This is a genomic window from Rhizobium sp. BK289 (assembly GCF_014193575.1).
In the GTDB taxonomy this organism is placed as follows: domain Bacteria; phylum Pseudomonadota; class Alphaproteobacteria; order Rhizobiales; family Rhizobiaceae; genus Rhizobium; species Rhizobium tropici_C.
Genome location: NZ_JACHZO010000005.1, coordinates 263,086 through 278,685 on the forward strand (window position 1 = coordinate 263,086; position 15,600 = coordinate 278,685).

The window sequence follows — 15,600 nt, forward strand, 5'->3', positions numbered from 1 at the left end:
AAGTAAATTCAAATTTACACAAAATATTGTAGTAACGCATCCGTATTTGCCGCGATATGGAACGTATATTTTACTGATATATATTTTCTTTATTATTTGCTGTAACCAATTTGATACCCCTTGAAGCCTAGCGTGTCATCGATCCCCCGCGGTAGAAAGTGAAACCGTCGAAAGAGCATGATGCTGGTTGATTATAATTCCCTACTTCTGGCTCTCGGCGTTTCCGCGTCCTGCCTCGCGGTCACACTGGTCGGAAGCTGGTTTTCCCGCCGGCCCGATACTTTTCTTCTGACGTGCTCCGCCGGCCTTGTGCCGCTCGTCGCCGGGATTTTCATCTACGGCGCCTATGTCGATCGGCCGCAACCGCTTCTTGCCATCCTGACTTTCGTGTTGTTTTTCATCGGTTTTGCGACCATTTGGATGGCGGGCCACCAGTTCCGCACGCGCCACCTCTCCAAAACTCGCTTCGCTCTCGGCTGCCTGACCGGCATCTGCGCTTCGGTGGGACCTATGCTCGCCGGCTACGACGGGCTTGCCTTCATCGGCGACAATGTCGTCATCTGCGTCCTCCTGCTTCTGACGGCGCGTGAATATTGGCTGAGCCGGCGTGAAGCGCCCACGCCTCTCTACGGCATCACCGCGCTTTACACGCTGACCGCCATTTCCTTTGCCCTCTGCGCGGCTGTGTTGATCGGCGATGGCAAGCTCGTGCTGGGTCATGCGCCGGACAATTGGGCGGAGGATGTCAGCCTTGCCGTCTGTATTGCCGGGATGACCGGGATCGGCGCATTGTCGCTTGCGCTGCACCAATGGCGCCAGGCCGCCTTCCACCGTCAGGAGGCGATCACCGATTCTCTGACCGGGCTGCTGAACCGCCGAGCCTTGTTCGATCTCCACGGCCACCGCAGCTTCGGCCCGTCCATGGCCGTCATCATCTTCGACATCGACCGTTTCAAGACCATCAACGATCAGCACGGCCACGCCACCGGGGATCTTGTGCTCAAGCTTTTCGGTCAGGAGCTCGCCTTCGGTTTGCGGCCTTCCGACACCGTGGCACGCCTGGGCGGCGAGGAATTTGCGCTCGTTCTCGACAATGCACTGCCGGGGCGCGCGGAGCAGGTCGCAGAGCGGGTGCGTGATGCCTTTGCGGCGCGGGCGATCAGCATCGACGACAAGACCTTGGTCTGCACCGTCAGCGCCGGGGTTGCCACCGGCACGGCCAAGGGTCTGGGTTTCGATGATGTCCTTCGTGCCGCCGACAAGGCGCTCTACGAGGCCAAGCGCAACGGCCGCAACCGTGTCGAGGTTGCGGCCTATCTGCATGCCGTCTAGCCAGTCATTTCCAGGGGCGTATGGGTGCTCTTCCGATGCATTCAGAACAGAGCTTTCACGAAGGCGCAGACGGCCAATAGGGAAGCCACCGTGCGCACATGGTTCCACCAGACCCAGTCGCGGAGATAGGTCGACCATAGCTGTGCCGACTCTGCGGAATGGCCGTCGACCTTGTCGAGCGCGTCGTTCAGCGGCACATTGAACACCATCGTCGAAAGAAAGCTTGCGACGACATAGAGCGCCGCACCCGCCAGCATCATCATGCTGACGCTGCCCCGCCAGTAGAGAATTGCCATCACCGCGATGAAGAGCGACAGCGCGGCCGTCAGCAGGAACAGCACGATGAAGGGCGAGCGCACGATTGTCGTGTTGATCGACTGCATGGCAGCGATCCCCTGATCGACTGGCAGACGGGCGAAGGCCTGCATGATGAAGGTCGAAAAAGCGAAATAGACGCCGGCGAGAAGGCCGCTGCCGAGTGCTGCGACGACGAGGGCGATATTCGTGATCGGAAAGGTCATGAATGGACACTCCAGATGCCGGTTGCGGCGGTTTGCCGGGCATAAGCGAAAAAATCTTTCGGTTGCCTGCCGAGGATCCGGCGGTCGATTTTTCCCGATCCGCCAATGATGGCAATGGTCGAGATCTGCATTTCAAGCTCCTCCAGCACAAAATGTGATAAATTCTCTTATTTGCGAAATGTGATAAACTCTCTTATATTGCTTGTCAACAGTGACAGGCAGGGGAAGGCATGACGCAGGACCAGATCGCGAGACGCAGGCGTAGCAAGAATGAGGCGGGCACACCGCGTCGTATACCCAGCCAGCAGCGCGGCCGCGAACGGGTGGAGCTGATCCTTTCGGTGGCATCCGAGTTGATTGCCAAGAACGGCAGCGACGCGCTGCGCATGGGCGAGATCGTCGAAAAGGCCGGTGTCTCCTTCGGCTCGCTCTATCAATATTTCCCCGACAAGACGGCGATCATCCGCGTGCTGGCCGAGCGTTTCAACGAGCAGGGCCGGCAATGCGTCGAAGACGAGCTGGCGGCAATCGAAAGTCGCGATCAGCTCCAGGAGGCCCTTGGGCGCATCGTCGATGGCTATTACGCGATGTTTCTCGATGAGCCGGTCATGCGCGACATCTGGCATGCCACCCATGCCGACAAACTGCTGCAGCAGGTCGATGCTGAAGACATGGAATGGCATTCGCAGGCGTTTCTGACCGTCCTAAAACGCCTATGGCCGGAGCGCGACGATTCCGAGCTTGCAAGAACAGCCCGATTGACCATGCAGTTGGTCGCCGCCGCCGTGCGTTACGCGATTTCGATCGAAAGGGAAGAGGGCGACAAGGTCATCGCGCTGTTCAAGGCGATGCTTCCCGCCGATCTCGGTGCATTGCGGTAATCGCCTGCGGTTGCCTTTACCGGCAGCGGCCGTGACGATACCGCAAAAGCTTCTATTCGTCTGGAAACTCGCGCCGCTTGCTGCTATTGCCGCTGGGACATTAGCGCTGCGAAGGAGGCCCTGCATGACCCAGATGACTTTTACCGATCGCGCCGTCATGGCTGAGCTGGTGGCCAGGATGCTTTGGGAGATCAAGGCGGTCCATTTCAGCGCCGACAAGCCCTATAAGCTTGCCTCCGGCATGGCGAGCCCGGTCTATATCGACTGCCGCAAGCTGATCTCCTATCCGCGCATCCGCTCGACGGTCATGGATTTCGCCGCAAGCCTCATCGTGCGCAATGCCGGCTTCGAACGGTTCGATTGCGTTGCCGGCGGCGAGACGGCGGGCATTCCCTTCGCCGCCTTCCTGGCCGAGCGGCTGAACCTGCCGATGATCTATGTCCGCAAGCAGCCGAAGGGACATGGCCGCAACGCCCAGATCGAAGGTGATATGAAGGACGGCGCCCGCGTGCTCGTCATCGAGGATCTGACCACGGCCGGCGGCAGCATGTTCACCTTCATCGACGCCATCCGCGCGGCCGGCGGCATCGTCGACCATGGCATGGCGCTGTTCTATTACGGCATCTTCCCCGAAGCGGAGGCGCGCTTCGCTAACGGAAAAGTTCGCCTGCATCACATCGCCACCTGGCGCGACGTGCTCGCCGTCGCCAAGGAACAGAAGCTGTTCGACGACAAGACGCTGGAAGAAGTCGAGGCCTTTCTCAATGCGCCGCTCGCCTGGTCCGGCCGGAACGGCGGTATTTCGGAGTTGCCCACAAACTGACGCTTTGCTTTTGCACTGAATCTATCTAATCGATTTATGGATACGACAGACGCGCTCTTTGGGAGGCCGGAATGATATTGTGCTGTGGCGAAGCTTTGATCGACATGCTGCCGCGGGAGACGACGCAGGGCGAGAAGGGCTTTGCTCCCTATGCCGGCGGCGCGATCTTCAATACCGCGATAGCGCTTGGCCGTCTCGGCGTTCCCACGGGCTTTTTTACCGGTCTCGCCGACGACATGATGGGCGATATCCTGCGCGAGACGCTGTCGGCCTCCAAGGTCGATTTCAGCTATTGCGCCATCACGCCCCGCCCGAGCACGATCGCTTTCGTCAAGCTCGTCAACGGCCAGGCAACCTATGCCTTCTACGATGAAGGCACGGCCGGCCGCATGATCGCCGAGGCCGATCTTCCGGCGCTTGGCGACGATTGCGAAGCCCTGCATTTCGGCGCGATCAGCCTGATTCCCGACCCCTGTGGCGCGACCTATGAGGCGCTGATGAAGCGCGAGCACCAGAGCCGTGTGATCTCGCTCGATCCGAACATCCGCCCTGGCTTCATCAAGGACAAGGCCTCGCACATGGCGCGTCTCAATCGCATGGTCGCCATGTCCGATATTCTGAAGTTCTCCGATGAGGATCTGGCATGGTTCGGCATCCCTGGCGATCACGATGAACTCGCCGCGCATTGGCTGGCCAAGGGCGCCAAGCTCGTCGTCATCACCAAGGGCGCGGAAGGCGCAACCGGCTACACCAAGTCGCTGAAGGTCTCGGTGCCGAGCGAGCGCGTCACCGTCGTCGATACCGTAGGGGCCGGCGATACCTTCGATGCCGGCATTCTGGCGTCGCTGAAGATGAACAACCTGCTGACCAAGGCGCAGGTGGCTTCACTTGACGAAAAAGCCCTGCGAGATGCGCTGGCTCTGGGCGCCAAGGCTGCGGCGGTGACGGTGTCGCGTGCGGGCGCAAATCCGCCCTGGGCGCATGAGATCGGGCTTTGACCCACCCTCCCCTTGAGGGGGAGGGTCGGCACGTAGTGCCGGGGTGGGGTGAGCCTTTAAATCACTAACGCAGAGAGCCTAGTCACCCCCACCCGCCGCTTTGCGGCGACCTCCCCCCTCAAGGGGGAGGTGGGTGAACGCTTTTACTTCGCGCGGCTTGCCAGCGCAGCCACCAGCCCTTGCGTCGAAGAATCGTGGCTGGCGGCGCTTTCCTTGCCTTCGATGACGGGCAGCAGGCCCGTTGCCAGTTCCTTGCCGAGTTCGACACCCCACTGGTCGAAGGAGTTGATGCGGAAGAGCACGCCTTCGACGAAGACGCGGTGCTCGTAAAGCGCGATCAGGCGGCCGAGCGCATAGGGCGTCAGCTTGTCGTAGACGAAGGTTATCGACGGACGGTTGCCGGTGAATACGCGGTGCGGCGCGACGAAATCGGCCTTTTTATCATCCATGCCCTTGGAGGTGAGCTGTGCCTTGGCTTCCTCGAAAGTGCGGCCCTTCATCAGTGCTTCCGACTGCGCCAGGCAATTGGCCATCAAGAGCTGGTGCTGGTGGCGCAGGTCCGGCTCGAAGCCGTTGGCGGCGATCATGAACTCGGCCGGGATGATGCTCGTGCCCTGGTGGATGAGCTGATAGAAGGCGTGCTGGCCGTTGGTGCCGGGTTCGCCCCAGACGACCGGGCCGGAATTGCCTTCGACCGGCGTGCCGTCGATGGTGACGCCCTTGCCGTTCGATTCCATGTCGAGTTGCTGCAGGTAGGCCGGGAAGCGCGACAGGCGCTGATCATAGGGCAGGATCGCGCGGGTCGGATAGCCGAGCACGTTGCGGTGATAGAAGCCGATGAGGCCGAGCAGCATCGGCAGGTTTTCCTTGAAGGGCGCCTGGCGGAAATGGTTGTCCATCGCATGCGCGCCGTCCAGGAACTTGCCGAAGTTTTCCGGGCCGATGGCGATCATCAGCGGCAGGCCGATGGCCGACCAGATCGAGTAGCGGCCGCCGACCCAATCCCAGAAGCCGAAGACGCGCTCGCTGTCGATGCCGAAGGCGGCGACCTTGTCGAGCGCCGTCGAAACGGCGGCGAAGTGATGCTGAACGGCAGCTTCGCCGAGTGAATCGGCGATGAACTTGCGCGCCGTCTGGGCGTTGGTCATCGTTTCGATCGTCGTGAAGGTCTTGGACGCGACGATGAAGAGGGTCGTTTCCGGCTTAACGAGCTTCAGGATATCGGCGATATGAGCGCCGTCGATATTGGAGATGAAGTGCGAGCGCGGGCCATCGTGGAAAGGCGCCAGCGCCAGCGTTGCCATGACCGGGCCGAGATCGGAGCCGCCGATGCCGATATTGATGACATCGGTGATTGCCTTGCCCGTGGAGCCCTTCAGTGCGCCCGAGCGGATGCCGTCGGCAAACTTGCCCATGGCGGCCAGAACCGCGTTGACGTCAGGCATGACATCCTTGCCGTCGACGAGTACCGGCTTGTTCGAGCGATTGCGCAACGCGGTATGCAGCACGGCGCGATTTTCGGTGAAGTTGATCGCGACGCCCGAGAACATTTCCTCGCGCTTGGCAGCGATGCCGCCTTCGACTGCGAGTTTCTCGAGCAAGGCGAGAATTTCATCGTTCACCGCCGTCTTGGAATAATCCATCAGCAGGTCGTCGACCGAAGCGCTGAAACGGGAAAAGCGCTTGGGATCGGCGGCAAAGGCGGCGCGGATATCGGTGGCCTTCGTTGCCGATGCGGCGCTCTTCAGTTGATCGACGAGGGCGTTCATGGGGACTCCTTGCGGTTCGCGCCGCTTGCCGTCCGGAGAGGGCAGGGCACTCTGAGTTGGTCGCGGAAACTATTCCCTATGTAGGGCGCAAATCAAGTTCACGTATCGTCCAAAACGAAAAAAGCCGCTCGCCAAAAAGGGCGAGCGACTTCCTGAATGGCAGGGATTTATGTCAGCCGCGCAACTCCTTGCGCAGGATCTTGCCGACATTCGATTTCGGCAGTTCCGAGCGGAATTCGATGAAGCGCGGGCGCTTGTAATTGGTCAGATTGGCTGCGCAATGGGCCTTCACGTCGGCCTCTGTCAGGGCCGGGTCCTTCTTGACGATGAAGAGCTTCACCGCCTCGCCTGAATGCGGATCGACCACGCCGATCGCAGCGGCTTCCAGAACGCCCGGATGCATGGCAGCCACTTCCTCGATCTCGTTCGGATAGACGTTGAAGCCCGAGACCAGGATCATGTCCTTCTTGCGGTCGACGATCTTGGTATAACCGCGCTCGTCCATGAAGCCCATGTCGCCGCTTCGGAAGAAGCCGTCCAATGTCATCACCCTCGCGGTTTCGGCCGGCTGCTTCCAATAGCCGGCCATAACCTGCGGCCCGCGAATGCAGATCTCGCCAACTTCGCCGAGCGGCAGCGAATTGCCGTTCTCGTCGCGAATGTCGAAATCGGTGCCGGTGATCGGAAGGCCGATCGTGCCGGTGAATTCCGGGCTGTCGAAGCGATTGGCGCTTGCGACCGGCGATGTCTCGGACAGGCCGTAGCCTTCGGTGATCCAGGCTCCCGTCATTTTCTGCCAGCGCTCGGCGACCGGCCGCTGCACCGCCATGCCGCCGGCAAGCGTTGCCGTGTTGGAAAGATCGAGCTTGGCGAATTCGGGGTTGTTCATCAGCGCATTGAACAGCGTGTTCAGGCCGGGGAACATGTCGAACTTGTATTTGCCCAGTTCCTTGATGAAGGCCGGTATGTCGCGCGGGTTGGCGATGAGCACGTTATGGCCGCCGAGCGACATGCCCATCAGCGAATTCACCGTCAGCGCGAAGATGTGATAGAGCGGCAGCGCACAGACGAAGGTCAGCTGTTCCGGGCGCGGCTTGTTGATGTAGGCGGATTGCAGCCAGAGCAGCAATTGCAGCTGGTTGGCGAGCAGATTGGAGTGGGTGAGGATCGCGCCCTTGGCAACGCCTGTCGTACCGCCGGTATATTGCAGGAAGGCGATATCGCTGCCGGTCAGCTCGGAAGGCTTCAGCGGCAGGCGCGCGCCTTCGTCAAGAACGCTCCTGAAACTGCGGTGGCCGGGGATGGACCACGCCGGCACGAGCTTCTTCACCTTGCGCACGACGAAGTTGACGATATGGCCCTTGACGCCGAGCATGTCGCCAAGCGCGGTGACGACGACGTGGCGAACATCCGTATGCGCCAGCACCTGCTCCACCGTATGGGCGAAATTCTCCAGAACGAAGATCGCCTTGGCGCCGCAGTCGCGCAGCTGGTGTTTGAGTTCGCGCGGTGTATAGAGCGGATTGACGTTGACGACGACGAGGCCCGCGCGAAGAATGCCGTAAACTGCGATCGGATTTTGCAGCACGTTCGGCATCATGACGGCGACGCGGTCGCCCTTCTGAAGGCCGAGGCTCTGCAGCCATGCGGCAATCTTGCGCGTCTGCGTGTTGAGATCGCGATAGGTGACGGATTTGCCCATGCTGGTAAAGGCGAGCCGGTCGGCATAGCGCGCGCAGCTTTCCTCCAGCAGCTCGACGAGTGACGCATGCTCCAGCGGCGGCAATTCCGCCGGTACGATGTCCGGGTAAGAGGCGAGCCATATTTTCTTGACCTGCGGTCTATCCGAAGGAGCGGAGACTGAATTCATGCGCACTTCCTCCTTTACGCATCATCACCACGCCCCGCCGTCCTCGGGCGGCGGTCATGTAAAGTGTCACTGCGCGATCGAAAAGTCTCCCGCTTTTCACATCGTCGCAGCCTTTGCTCTCAACTAAATTATTGGAGCATCATGGAAGCTACAATAACCTTGACGTAAACGTCAATAAATGTTCTGCGCTCACGTTTTTTTACAATCTTGAAAAAAGTACTGGAACTTTTATGACAACGGAGCGTTAATAGGCCCGTGGGTGTAAACCCATCGGAGCATCGTGCTGCCCCAAAGAGCAGATCGGACGCTCCACGATTTTATGTGACGCGTATCCAAAAGGAGGTGCGCATATGCATAAAGAGAGTGCCGAGATCTCGGGCCGTGACCTTTACATCAAGGACATGTCGATGCTGGTCGCCTGCGACCGCGTCGAGGGATCCAGGGTATTCGGCTCGGACGGTAAGCAGATTGGTCATATTGAACGCCTGATGCTCGAGAAAAGTGATGGACGCATCGCTTTCGTCATTTTGAGCTTCGGCGGCTTCTTCGGCATCGGCCAGGAGCACTACCGGCTGCCGTGGGAGAAGCTGCGCTACGATGCCCGCATCGACGGCTATCGCGTCAGCATGACCAAGAACGACATCGAAAAGGCATGCCGTTTCGCCGCCAAGGACGATCACGACCATAAGAATCATGGCCACAAGAGCCACGATTATTTTGGCGTGCCGCCCTATTGGATGTGAGCGCGCTGATAAAGCCGGTTCGGCAGGCCCCGCAGACGCGGGGTGCCGATATGCGTGGTTTTATTGAAACCGCCCATGCCTTTGCACCACTTCGATCTTGTAACCGTCAGGGTCGGTGACGAAGAAGAAGAGCGCAAAAAGCTTCCCATCCCGATTGAGTTCGACGATCTTGCCAGGGTTCAGCCCCAGCGCGGTCATCCGCGCATGTTCGTCTTTCAGCTCCGTGACCGAGACCGCGAGGTGACCGTAGGCCTCCCCCAATGGATAGGGCGCGGTGCGGCCCTGATTGATCGTCAATTCCAGTTCGAACCCGGTTTCAGCATTGCTGAGATAGATCAGCGTGAAGGTCTCGAAGGCGATCCGGTCGGCGGTCTTCAGGCCGAATGCCTTGTCGTAGAATTCGATCGAGCGCGCTTCGTCGAGCACGCGGATCATCGAATGAATCATCTTGGCCATCGGCGCCTCCATCGGTCTTTGGAAGATATAGCCAAAGCCAATGCCACCGCCGGGTTGTCAAGGCAAGCATGTCGCAAATCGCTCCACCTTTGTTTGCGTGCAGATTCGGGGTTTCTGGATTTCGATCCGTCTGCTTAACTCCCCGGCGCTCAAGTATTCGGCTCAAAGGGGGAAACCATGTACTATGCCATTCTGGCTTATCACGAGGAAGGTATCGTTGAATCCTGGAGCAAGGAGGAGGATGCCGCGCTCATGACGGAGCTTTTGGAGATCAATGATCGCCTGGTCGCGCAGAAATCGCTGGGACCAGCCGCGCGGCTCGGCCCGACCCAGAGGGCCGTCACCTTGCGCGGGCCGGGTGCGGGACTGGTCATCGATGGCCCATTTGCCGAAACCAAGGAACAGTTGCTCGGCTTCTACGTCGTCGATTTTCCGACGCTCGATGCGGCCGTCGAAGCTGCGCGCGAGCTGCGCCGCGCCAATCCCACGGCCGTCTATGAAATCAGGCCGGTCTCGCTTTACCTGCCCGGCGCGCCTTTGCCTTCCGGCGAAGGCACTTGATAAACCTATGTGCGGCGCCGGCCTTGAAGGGGCTGGCGGTCGCCTTATCAATGGGATTGCAATCCGATCTTGCTGGTGACCGACCGCTCGATCATCTCCATGCCGTCATAGATTAGCACCGCCATCAGGCCGACGATCAGGCCGCCCTGCAGGATGAAGGCAGTGTTGTCGTTGATCAGCCCGGCGATGATGACTTCGCCAAGCCCCTTGGCGGCAACGGTGGAGCCGATCGTCGCCGTGCCGATATTGATGACGGTCGCGATCTTCAAGCCCTCGATGATCAGCGGCAAGGCGAGCGGCAATTCGACGCGGAAGAGCCGCTGCCAGCCGCTCATGCCCATGCCGTCGGCGGCGTCGAGCACCGAGGCCGGCACCTGCTGCAGGCCGGCTACCGTGTTCTCGAAGATCGGCAGCAGCGCATAGAGAAACAGCGCGATCAAGGTCGGCACCGCACCGAAGCCGGTGGTCGAGATCGCAAGCGCCAGCACGGCAACGGGCGGGAAGGTCTGCCCGGCATTGGCGATCGCCCGCGACAGCGGCAGGAAATCGGCGCCGATCGGCCGTGTGACGAAGATGCCCCCAAGCACGGCCAGGATCCCGCTTGCCGCAATCGAGATCAGGATGAGTTCGAGATGGCTGAGCGCCAGGCTCGGCAGGCTGTTCTGCGTATAGATCGGCGACGCCCCGAACTTGGTCAGCGGCGCAAGGACAGGCGTCAGCCATTCCGGATAAAACAGCAGCACCAGCAGCAGCGCCAGCGCGAGAAGGCGGAAGAGATTGGCGGCGAGAAATTTCATGCTTTGCGGCCCAGCTCGATCAGATGCTGGATCGAGATCGAACCGACGGGCGTCTTGCGCTCGTCCTCGACCGTCGCCTCGTCCGCGCCCTGCCAGATCAATTCCGCCAGTGCATCGCGCAGATTGAGGGTTTGCGGCAGGCTGTGACCGAGCCCGGGGCGCGGCGGCTGCATGCTTTCCTTCAGCGGCAGCAACGACATCAGCTTCAAGGCCCGGTCGGACGTACCGGTCAGCTGCTGCACGAAAGGATCGGCCGGCTCGGTCAGGATCTTCTCGGGTTCGGAGCATTGCAAAAGCTTGCCTTCGCTCATGACGGCGATCTGGTCGCCGAGATGGAAGGCTTCGTCCATATCGTGGGTGACGAGGACGATGGTGGTGCCAAACTGCTTCTGGATGGCAAGCAGATCGTCCTGTGCCTTGCCGCGGATGACCGGGTCGAGCGCGCCGAAGGGCTCGTCCATCAGCAGCAATTCCGGTTCCGCCGCGAGTGCGCGTGCGACGCCGACGCGCTGCTGCTGGCCGCCGGAAAGCTGGCTTGGATATTTGCCGGCAAAGGTGCCGGGGTCGAGATGGAAGAGATTGAGGAGTTCTTCCACGCGACTATCGATGCGCGTCTTTTCCCAGCCGAGCAGCTCGGGGACGGTGGCGATATTCTGCGCGACCGTGCGATGCGGAAAAAGCCCGTGCCCCTGGATGGCATAGCCGATGCGGCGGCGAAGCTCGGTCGCCGGCACATTCATGATGTCCTCGCCGGCAACGGAGATGTGACCTTCGGTGATTGGTACCAGCCGGTTGATCATGCGCATCAGCGTCGACTTGCCGGAGCCGGAGGTGCCGACGATAACGGTGATCGTGCCCTTTTCCATGCTCATGCTGACATTATCGACCACAGTCGCGCTGCCATAACGCTTGGTGACGCCCTTGAGCTCGATCATGCTGGTCATGCGCGTTGTCCCCGAATGCTGTCGATGACCGCATCGAGGATGACGGCCGATGAGAAGGCGAGAAAGACCGTCGGCACGGCGCCGAGCAGAACGAGGTCATTGGCTGTCTGGCCGATGCCCTGGAAGATGAAGAGACCGAAGCCGCCGCCGCCGATCAGCGCCGCCACGGTGACGAGGCCGATTGCCTGCACCAGCACGATACGGATACCGGTGAGAATGACCGGAAAGGCGAGCGGCAGGTCGATGCCGGTCAGGATCTGCCGGCGTGTCAGGCCCATGCCGGCGGCGGAATCGCGCACGGAAGGATCGACGCCGGCAAGGCCGACGACAGTATTGGCGACGATCGGCAGCAGAGAATAGATAACGAGCGCTACCAGCGCCGGCGCCACGCCGATGCCTTTGACGCCGATCTCGGCAGCGAAAGGAACGTTGGCGGCGATATAGCCGAGCGGCAGCATCAGGATGCCGAACAGCGCCAGGCTCGGAATGGTTTGCACCAGGCTCAGCGCCCGCAGCACCACGGCACGGATGCGCGGCTGCCAATAGCAGAAGATGCCGAGCGGCAGCGCAAGCACGATGGCGATCGCAACCGAGCCGATGGAAAGGAATACATGGCTGAGCGCTTCGTGCCAGAACTTGTCGGCATTGTTGGCATATTCCTTCATGATCGAGAGATTGTCGAGCAGGCCGGAACGCAGGACGACGGTAAGCAGGGCGGCATAGAGCGCCAGCGCCGCGACCCTCAGCCATGGCGTCAGCCGCAGCTTCACCAGAGCATCCGAGATCATCAGCCCCACGACGGCCAGCAGCACCCAGAAGGAGCCGCCGGGTGTGATGCGGGCCACGGTGCTGCCCGCTGGCGTCGCGGCGGTCGAGACGAAGCCGAGCGTGAGGATCAGTGCGGCGATCGCAAGCGTGGCAATGCCGAGGCGGATGATCTGATTGCGTAGGAACAGTGCTGCAAGCGCTGCTGCCGTCAGAAGAATAAGCAAGACCACAGCGGCCGGCTGCGCAATGAGTTGCGTCAGCAGCTGCGGCTTGCCGGCGGCGATGCGGTTTGCCTTGACGATGATGAAGGGCGCCCAGGCCATTGCCAGCGCGCCGCCCGCCACCAGCACCACTCCGAGACGGTCCACTCGACGGACCGCTAGTGCATCTTCCATCAGGCAAGCTCCGTCAGCGCATGAGCCCAGAATTCAAGGCGGGTTCGGACAAAACCATGCCCATTCAAATGTCCGCGGCTCCACCTTATCAAAATGGAGCCGCCAGAGCAGCGTCGATGCCTTACTTCAGAAAGCCATTGTCCTTGAGGTAGGATTCGGCGACAGCCTTGGCCGGCTCGCCATCGACCTGGATGCGGCCGTTCAGCTTGCGCAGCACATCGGCAGTCAGGCCCTTGAAGATCGGAGCTAGAACCTCTTCGATCTTCGGATTGGCCTTCAGCACAGCCTCGCGGATGATCGGCGTCGGCGCATAGACCGGTTGCACGCTCTTGTCGTCCTCGAGCACGGTCAGTTCGGCCGCTTCGATGGCGCCGTCTGTGCCGTAGACCATCGCCGTGTTGACGCCGTTGGTCTGGTCGGCCGCAGCCTTGATCGTCGCGGCGGTATCGCCGCCCGAGAGCACGACTTCCTGATCCGGCTTCAGCTTGAAGCTGTAGGTGGTCTCGAAAGCCGGCAGGGCTGCCGGAGAATTGACGAATTCGGAAGAGGCCGCGATCTTGATTGGGCCGCCGCCAGCGACCCACTTGCCGAAGTCCGACATGGTCTTCAGCTTGGCTGGGCCGGCGACATCGTTGCGCACGGCGATCGCCCAGGTATTGTTGGCGGGCGAAGGCGTCAGCCAGACGATCTTGTTGGCATCATAGTCCAGCTTCTTCGCCAGATCGTAACCCTGCTGCAGATTCTTCCAGGCCGCATCGTCGGCCTTGTTGAAGAAGAAGCCGGCATTGCCGGTATATTCGGCATAGATGTCGATTTCGCCCGCGGTAATCGCCTTGCGGACCACAGGCGTCGTGCCGAGCGCGATGCGGTCCTGCGCCTTGATGCCGTTGGCATTGAGTGCTGCGAGAATGATGTTGCCGAGCAGCGTGCCTTCAGTGTCGATCTTCGAAGAGACGACGACGTCGGCGGCGTTGGCGCCGCTGGCAAGGAGCGCCGTCAGCGTGGCGGCAAGTGCAAGCTTCTTGAACATGATGTTTCCCTTTGTACCCCGTTAAATCTTTGCTCTGCTTGTCCGCGTCGCCTGGCAAGGCCGCTACCCGGACAGGCAGGCTTCGAGTGGGCCGGCGGCCCACAGGCGAATTCGTGGCTGCTTCAGGCACATAGCGCGTATCGCGGAAAAATCGATGTCGCCCGATTCCCGTTGCAGTCGCGCGATTATGACGAGCGTACTCGACATTCGCGCGAAATTGGATTTCTTTTTTCGGGGGCAAGTGCGTTTGTTTTTGTTCCCCTTACCCGTTTGGCGCTGTTCCGATCTCATTTTTGCGGCTGGATCAGTGAGGCGACCAGGAAACGATAGCTGTCGCTTTTCGGCTTAGGGATATCTTTTTTCAAGAACACATCATATCGTCGGGATATCGTTGATCTTCTTGCGGCCGAGCCAGGATGCGTGCTGCGGATAAGGGGATGGGATTTGTATCTCGGTGCTTTGTTCGTAGCCGATATGGTATTCTCCATTGGCTCCGTGAGGGAAACTGCGCGGCGTCTGTCCTTTTCAGCGTCGACCGTCTCCGGTGCGCTGCGCCGGCTCGAGACCGAGCTTGCCATGAAGCTGGTCGAGCGGGCATCCGGCGAGCTTGCGACCCTGTTGGCGAGCTCGAAGGTGCAGAAGGGGCTGCAGCCTATTCTCGGCAGCATCCGCCGGCTTTCAGTCCTGATGAAAGAGCCGCCGGCGCCGGCGGATTATGACCAGTGGGCCGCGCGGCTGCCGTTGAAGATCGCCACCATCGAACGTTTTCTCGAAGTCGCCGATCAGGGCAGCATCAATCGCGCCGCACGACGCCTGCGTCTCGGCCAGCCGCAGCTTTCCTTGCAGATCGCCAATCTGGAGGAGTTGTTCGGCTGCCGCCTGTTCGAGCGGCAGGCACAGGGCTCGGTGCTGACGGAAGCGGGGCAGGAGGTTCACGCCATTCTCGCCGCGATCGCACAGGCCTGGGACGAGATGAAAGCGGCGGCGGACGAGCGCTTCCAGCGCACTGCGCGTGCGGTCCGCATCGGATCGATCATTCCCACAGGTTCGGAGAGTTGGGTGGCGCGCTCGCTTGCAAGCCTGGTGTCGCGCTGGAACATCGGCGGTAACAGCAACATGCTGTCGCTCATGCTGATGACGGCCGACGATCTGCGCGAAGCGCTCCGGTCCGGCCGCATCGACGTCGCCATCGTGGATTCCGTCTTCGGCCTCGACGCTTTCGAACATATGGAGCTGGTGGCGACGGACATGGTGGCGATTGCGCCGCCTGATAGCACTGAGCAGACCTTTGCCGCGCTCATGGAAAACCATCCGCTCTGCGTGCCGAGCCCGCGCACCGGCATCGGCAATGCCGCGACTGCTTTCGGCTATGACAGCCGCGATCGCCGCCGGTTTCGCGGTCGCGATATCACCTCGGCCGACTCGCTGCCTGTCATCGTCGATCTCGTCGCCAACCACGGCTATGTCTCGTTCCTCGGCCGCGTCAGTGCCTTACCGATTGCCGACAAGGTGCGCATCGTCGATCCGGATGAGCTTTTGCCGCTCTCCTACCATCTCGCTCATAATGGCCGCAAAGCTTCGGTCGAAGCCTGCCGGCTGATCCAGCAGGCGGTTCGCGAATTGATCGGCGATATGGTGACGCCGCGAAAGCGCCTGCCCTCCCGAAGCTAGCGGAACTATTGCGCCATTTTCGCGTTCAGGTAGGTTAGTCC

16 protein-coding genes are annotated in these 15,600 nt (G+C 60.7%); 8 read left to right on the forward strand and 8 right to left on the reverse strand.

What is annotated here, in order from left to right; genetic code table 11:
• Positions 1-180 precede the first annotated feature (180 nt).
• Entirely contained in the window at positions 181-1,332 is a 1,152-nt protein-coding gene (locus FHT84_RS12120; protein WP_113249844.1) for a GGDEF domain-containing protein, read from the forward strand.
• A gap of 41 nt (positions 1,333-1,373) precedes the next feature.
• Here FHT84_RS12120 and FHT84_RS12125 read toward each other — a convergent pair whose 3' ends face one another.
• The gene (locus tag FHT84_RS12125) at positions 1,374-1,853 is read right to left on the reverse strand and encodes an anthrone oxygenase family protein (RefSeq protein WP_183762550.1); all 480 of its coding nucleotides are present in this window, start codon (positions 1,851-1,853) and stop codon (positions 1,374-1,376) included.
• A 2-nt stretch (positions 1,854-1,855) separates the two neighbouring features.
• Between FHT84_RS12125 and FHT84_RS12130 the strand changes: the two genes are divergently transcribed.
• The 4 genes from FHT84_RS12130 to FHT84_RS12145 all read left to right on the forward strand — a co-directional run bounded on the left by FHT84_RS12130 (position 1,856) and on the right by FHT84_RS12145 (position 4,555).
• On the forward strand, positions 1,856-2,011 hold the full coding sequence (locus FHT84_RS12130; protein WP_183762553.1) for a hypothetical protein: 156 nt from the start codon (positions 1,856-1,858) through the stop codon (positions 2,009-2,011).
• A 72-nt stretch (positions 2,012-2,083) separates the two neighbouring features.
• On the forward strand, positions 2,084-2,734 hold the full coding sequence (locus FHT84_RS12135; protein ID WP_183762556.1) for a TetR/AcrR family transcriptional regulator: 651 nt from the start codon (positions 2,084-2,086) through the stop codon (positions 2,732-2,734).
• Between the two features lie 124 nt (positions 2,735-2,858).
• A complete protein-coding gene (locus FHT84_RS12140) occupies positions 2,859-3,557 on the forward strand; it encodes an orotate phosphoribosyltransferase (protein WP_183762558.1) in 699 nt (232 codons plus the stop codon).
• A gap of 71 nt (positions 3,558-3,628) precedes the next feature.
• The gene (locus tag FHT84_RS12145; RefSeq protein WP_183762560.1) at positions 3,629-4,555 is read left to right on the forward strand and encodes a carbohydrate kinase; all 927 of its coding nucleotides are present in this window, start codon (positions 3,629-3,631) and stop codon (positions 4,553-4,555) included.
• A gap of 143 nt (positions 4,556-4,698) precedes the next feature.
• Here FHT84_RS12145 and pgi read toward each other — a convergent pair whose 3' ends face one another.
• Positions 4,699-6,324, reverse strand: a complete 1,626-nt coding sequence (gene pgi / locus FHT84_RS12150; RefSeq protein WP_183762562.1) for a glucose-6-phosphate isomerase — start codon at positions 6,322-6,324, stop codon at positions 4,699-4,701.
• A gap of 172 nt (positions 6,325-6,496) precedes the next feature.
• A complete protein-coding gene (locus tag FHT84_RS12155; RefSeq protein WP_183762564.1) occupies positions 6,497-8,194 on the reverse strand; it encodes a long-chain fatty acid--CoA ligase in 1,698 nt (565 codons plus the stop codon).
• Between the two features lie 350 nt (positions 8,195-8,544).
• On the opposite strand from FHT84_RS12155, the gene FHT84_RS12160 reads away from it, so the two are divergent.
• Positions 8,545-8,937 (forward strand): PRC-barrel domain-containing protein, encoded by a 393-nt coding sequence (locus FHT84_RS12160; protein WP_112343721.1) that lies wholly within the window; start codon positions 8,545-8,547, stop codon positions 8,935-8,937.
• A gap of 60 nt (positions 8,938-8,997) precedes the next feature.
• Here FHT84_RS12160 and FHT84_RS12165 read toward each other — a convergent pair whose 3' ends face one another.
• Positions 8,998-9,393 carry a VOC family protein gene (locus FHT84_RS12165; RefSeq protein ID WP_112343722.1) on the reverse strand — a complete coding sequence of 132 codons (396 nt, stop codon included), beginning with the start codon at positions 9,391-9,393 and terminating at the stop codon, positions 8,998-9,000.
• Positions 9,394-9,570: 177 nt separating this feature from the next.
• Here FHT84_RS12165 and FHT84_RS12170 point away from each other — a divergent pair, with 177 nt between their 5' ends.
• A complete protein-coding gene (locus FHT84_RS12170; RefSeq protein WP_183762566.1) occupies positions 9,571-9,954 on the forward strand; it encodes a YciI family protein in 384 nt (127 codons plus the stop codon).
• Between the two features lie 47 nt (positions 9,955-10,001).
• On the opposite strand, the gene FHT84_RS12175 is transcribed toward FHT84_RS12170, so the two are convergent.
• The 4 genes from FHT84_RS12175 to FHT84_RS12190 all read right to left on the reverse strand — a co-directional run bounded on the left by FHT84_RS12175 (position 10,002) and on the right by FHT84_RS12190 (position 13,888).
• Positions 10,002-10,751, reverse strand: a complete 750-nt coding sequence (locus FHT84_RS12175) for an ABC transporter permease (RefSeq protein WP_112343724.1) — start codon at positions 10,749-10,751, stop codon at positions 10,002-10,004.
• The gene (locus tag FHT84_RS12180; RefSeq protein WP_183762568.1) at positions 10,748-11,695 is read right to left on the reverse strand and encodes an ABC transporter ATP-binding protein; all 948 of its coding nucleotides are present in this window, start codon (positions 11,693-11,695) and stop codon (positions 10,748-10,750) included. The genes FHT84_RS12175 and FHT84_RS12180 overlap by 4 nt, the downstream gene beginning before the upstream one ends.
• Positions 11,692-12,858: an ABC transporter permease gene (locus FHT84_RS12185; protein WP_183762570.1), complete on the reverse strand. Its 1,167-nt coding sequence runs from the start codon at positions 12,856-12,858 to the stop codon at positions 11,692-11,694. Before FHT84_RS12185 ends, FHT84_RS12180 begins: the two co-directional genes overlap by 4 nt.
• 121 nt (positions 12,859-12,979) lie before the next feature.
• Positions 12,980-13,888 carry an ABC transporter substrate-binding protein gene (locus tag FHT84_RS12190; protein WP_112343727.1) on the reverse strand — a complete coding sequence of 303 codons (909 nt, stop codon included), beginning with the start codon at positions 13,886-13,888 and terminating at the stop codon, positions 12,980-12,982.
• 444 nt (positions 13,889-14,332) lie between these two features.
• On the opposite strand from FHT84_RS12190, the gene FHT84_RS12195 reads away from it, so the two are divergent.
• The gene (locus FHT84_RS12195; RefSeq protein ID WP_112343728.1) at positions 14,333-15,559 is read left to right on the forward strand and encodes a LysR family transcriptional regulator; all 1,227 of its coding nucleotides are present in this window, start codon (positions 14,333-14,335) and stop codon (positions 15,557-15,559) included.
• Positions 15,560-15,600 lie beyond the last annotated feature (41 nt).

Bases quoted from the DNA above. Each gene is read 5' to 3' on its own strand.
- FHT84_RS12130 (WP_183762553.1), top strand. From the start codon at position 1,856: ATGGACACTCCAGATGCCGGTTGCGGCGGTTTGCCGGGCATAAGCGAA.
- FHT84_RS12190 (WP_112343727.1), bottom strand. From the start codon at position 13,888: ATGTTCAAGAAGCTTGCACTTGCCGCCACGCTGACGGCGCTCCTTGCC.
- FHT84_RS12160 (WP_112343721.1), top strand. From the start codon at position 8,545: ATGCATAAAGAGAGTGCCGAGATCTCGGGCCGTGACCTTTACATCAAG.
- FHT84_RS12140 (WP_183762558.1), top strand. From the start codon at position 2,859: ATGACCCAGATGACTTTTACCGATCGCGCCGTCATGGCTGAGCTGGTG.
- FHT84_RS12175 (WP_112343724.1), bottom strand. From the start codon at position 10,751: ATGAAATTTCTCGCCGCCAATCTCTTCCGCCTTCTCGCGCTGGCGCTG.
- FHT84_RS12125 (WP_183762550.1), bottom strand. From the start codon at position 1,853: ATGACCTTTCCGATCACGAATATCGCCCTCGTCGTCGCAGCACTCGGC.
- FHT84_RS12185 (WP_183762570.1), bottom strand. From the start codon at position 12,858: ATGGAAGATGCACTAGCGGTCCGTCGAGTGGACCGTCTCGGAGTGGTG.
- FHT84_RS12170 (WP_183762566.1), top strand. From the start codon at position 9,571: ATGTACTATGCCATTCTGGCTTATCACGAGGAAGGTATCGTTGAATCC.
- FHT84_RS12135 (WP_183762556.1), top strand. From the start codon at position 2,084: ATGACGCAGGACCAGATCGCGAGACGCAGGCGTAGCAAGAATGAGGCG.
- FHT84_RS12155 (WP_183762564.1), bottom strand. From the start codon at position 8,194: ATGAATTCAGTCTCCGCTCCTTCGGATAGACCGCAGGTCAAGAAAATA.
- FHT84_RS12120 (WP_113249844.1), top strand. From the start codon at position 181: ATGCTGGTTGATTATAATTCCCTACTTCTGGCTCTCGGCGTTTCCGCG.
- FHT84_RS12180 (WP_183762568.1), bottom strand. From the start codon at position 11,695: ATGACCAGCATGATCGAGCTCAAGGGCGTCACCAAGCGTTATGGCAGC.
- FHT84_RS12165 (WP_112343722.1), bottom strand. From the start codon at position 9,393: ATGGCCAAGATGATTCATTCGATGATCCGCGTGCTCGACGAAGCGCGC.
- FHT84_RS12145 (WP_183762560.1), top strand. From the start codon at position 3,629: ATGATATTGTGCTGTGGCGAAGCTTTGATCGACATGCTGCCGCGGGAG.
- pgi (WP_183762562.1), bottom strand. From the start codon at position 6,324: ATGAACGCCCTCGTCGATCAACTGAAGAGCGCCGCATCGGCAACGAAG.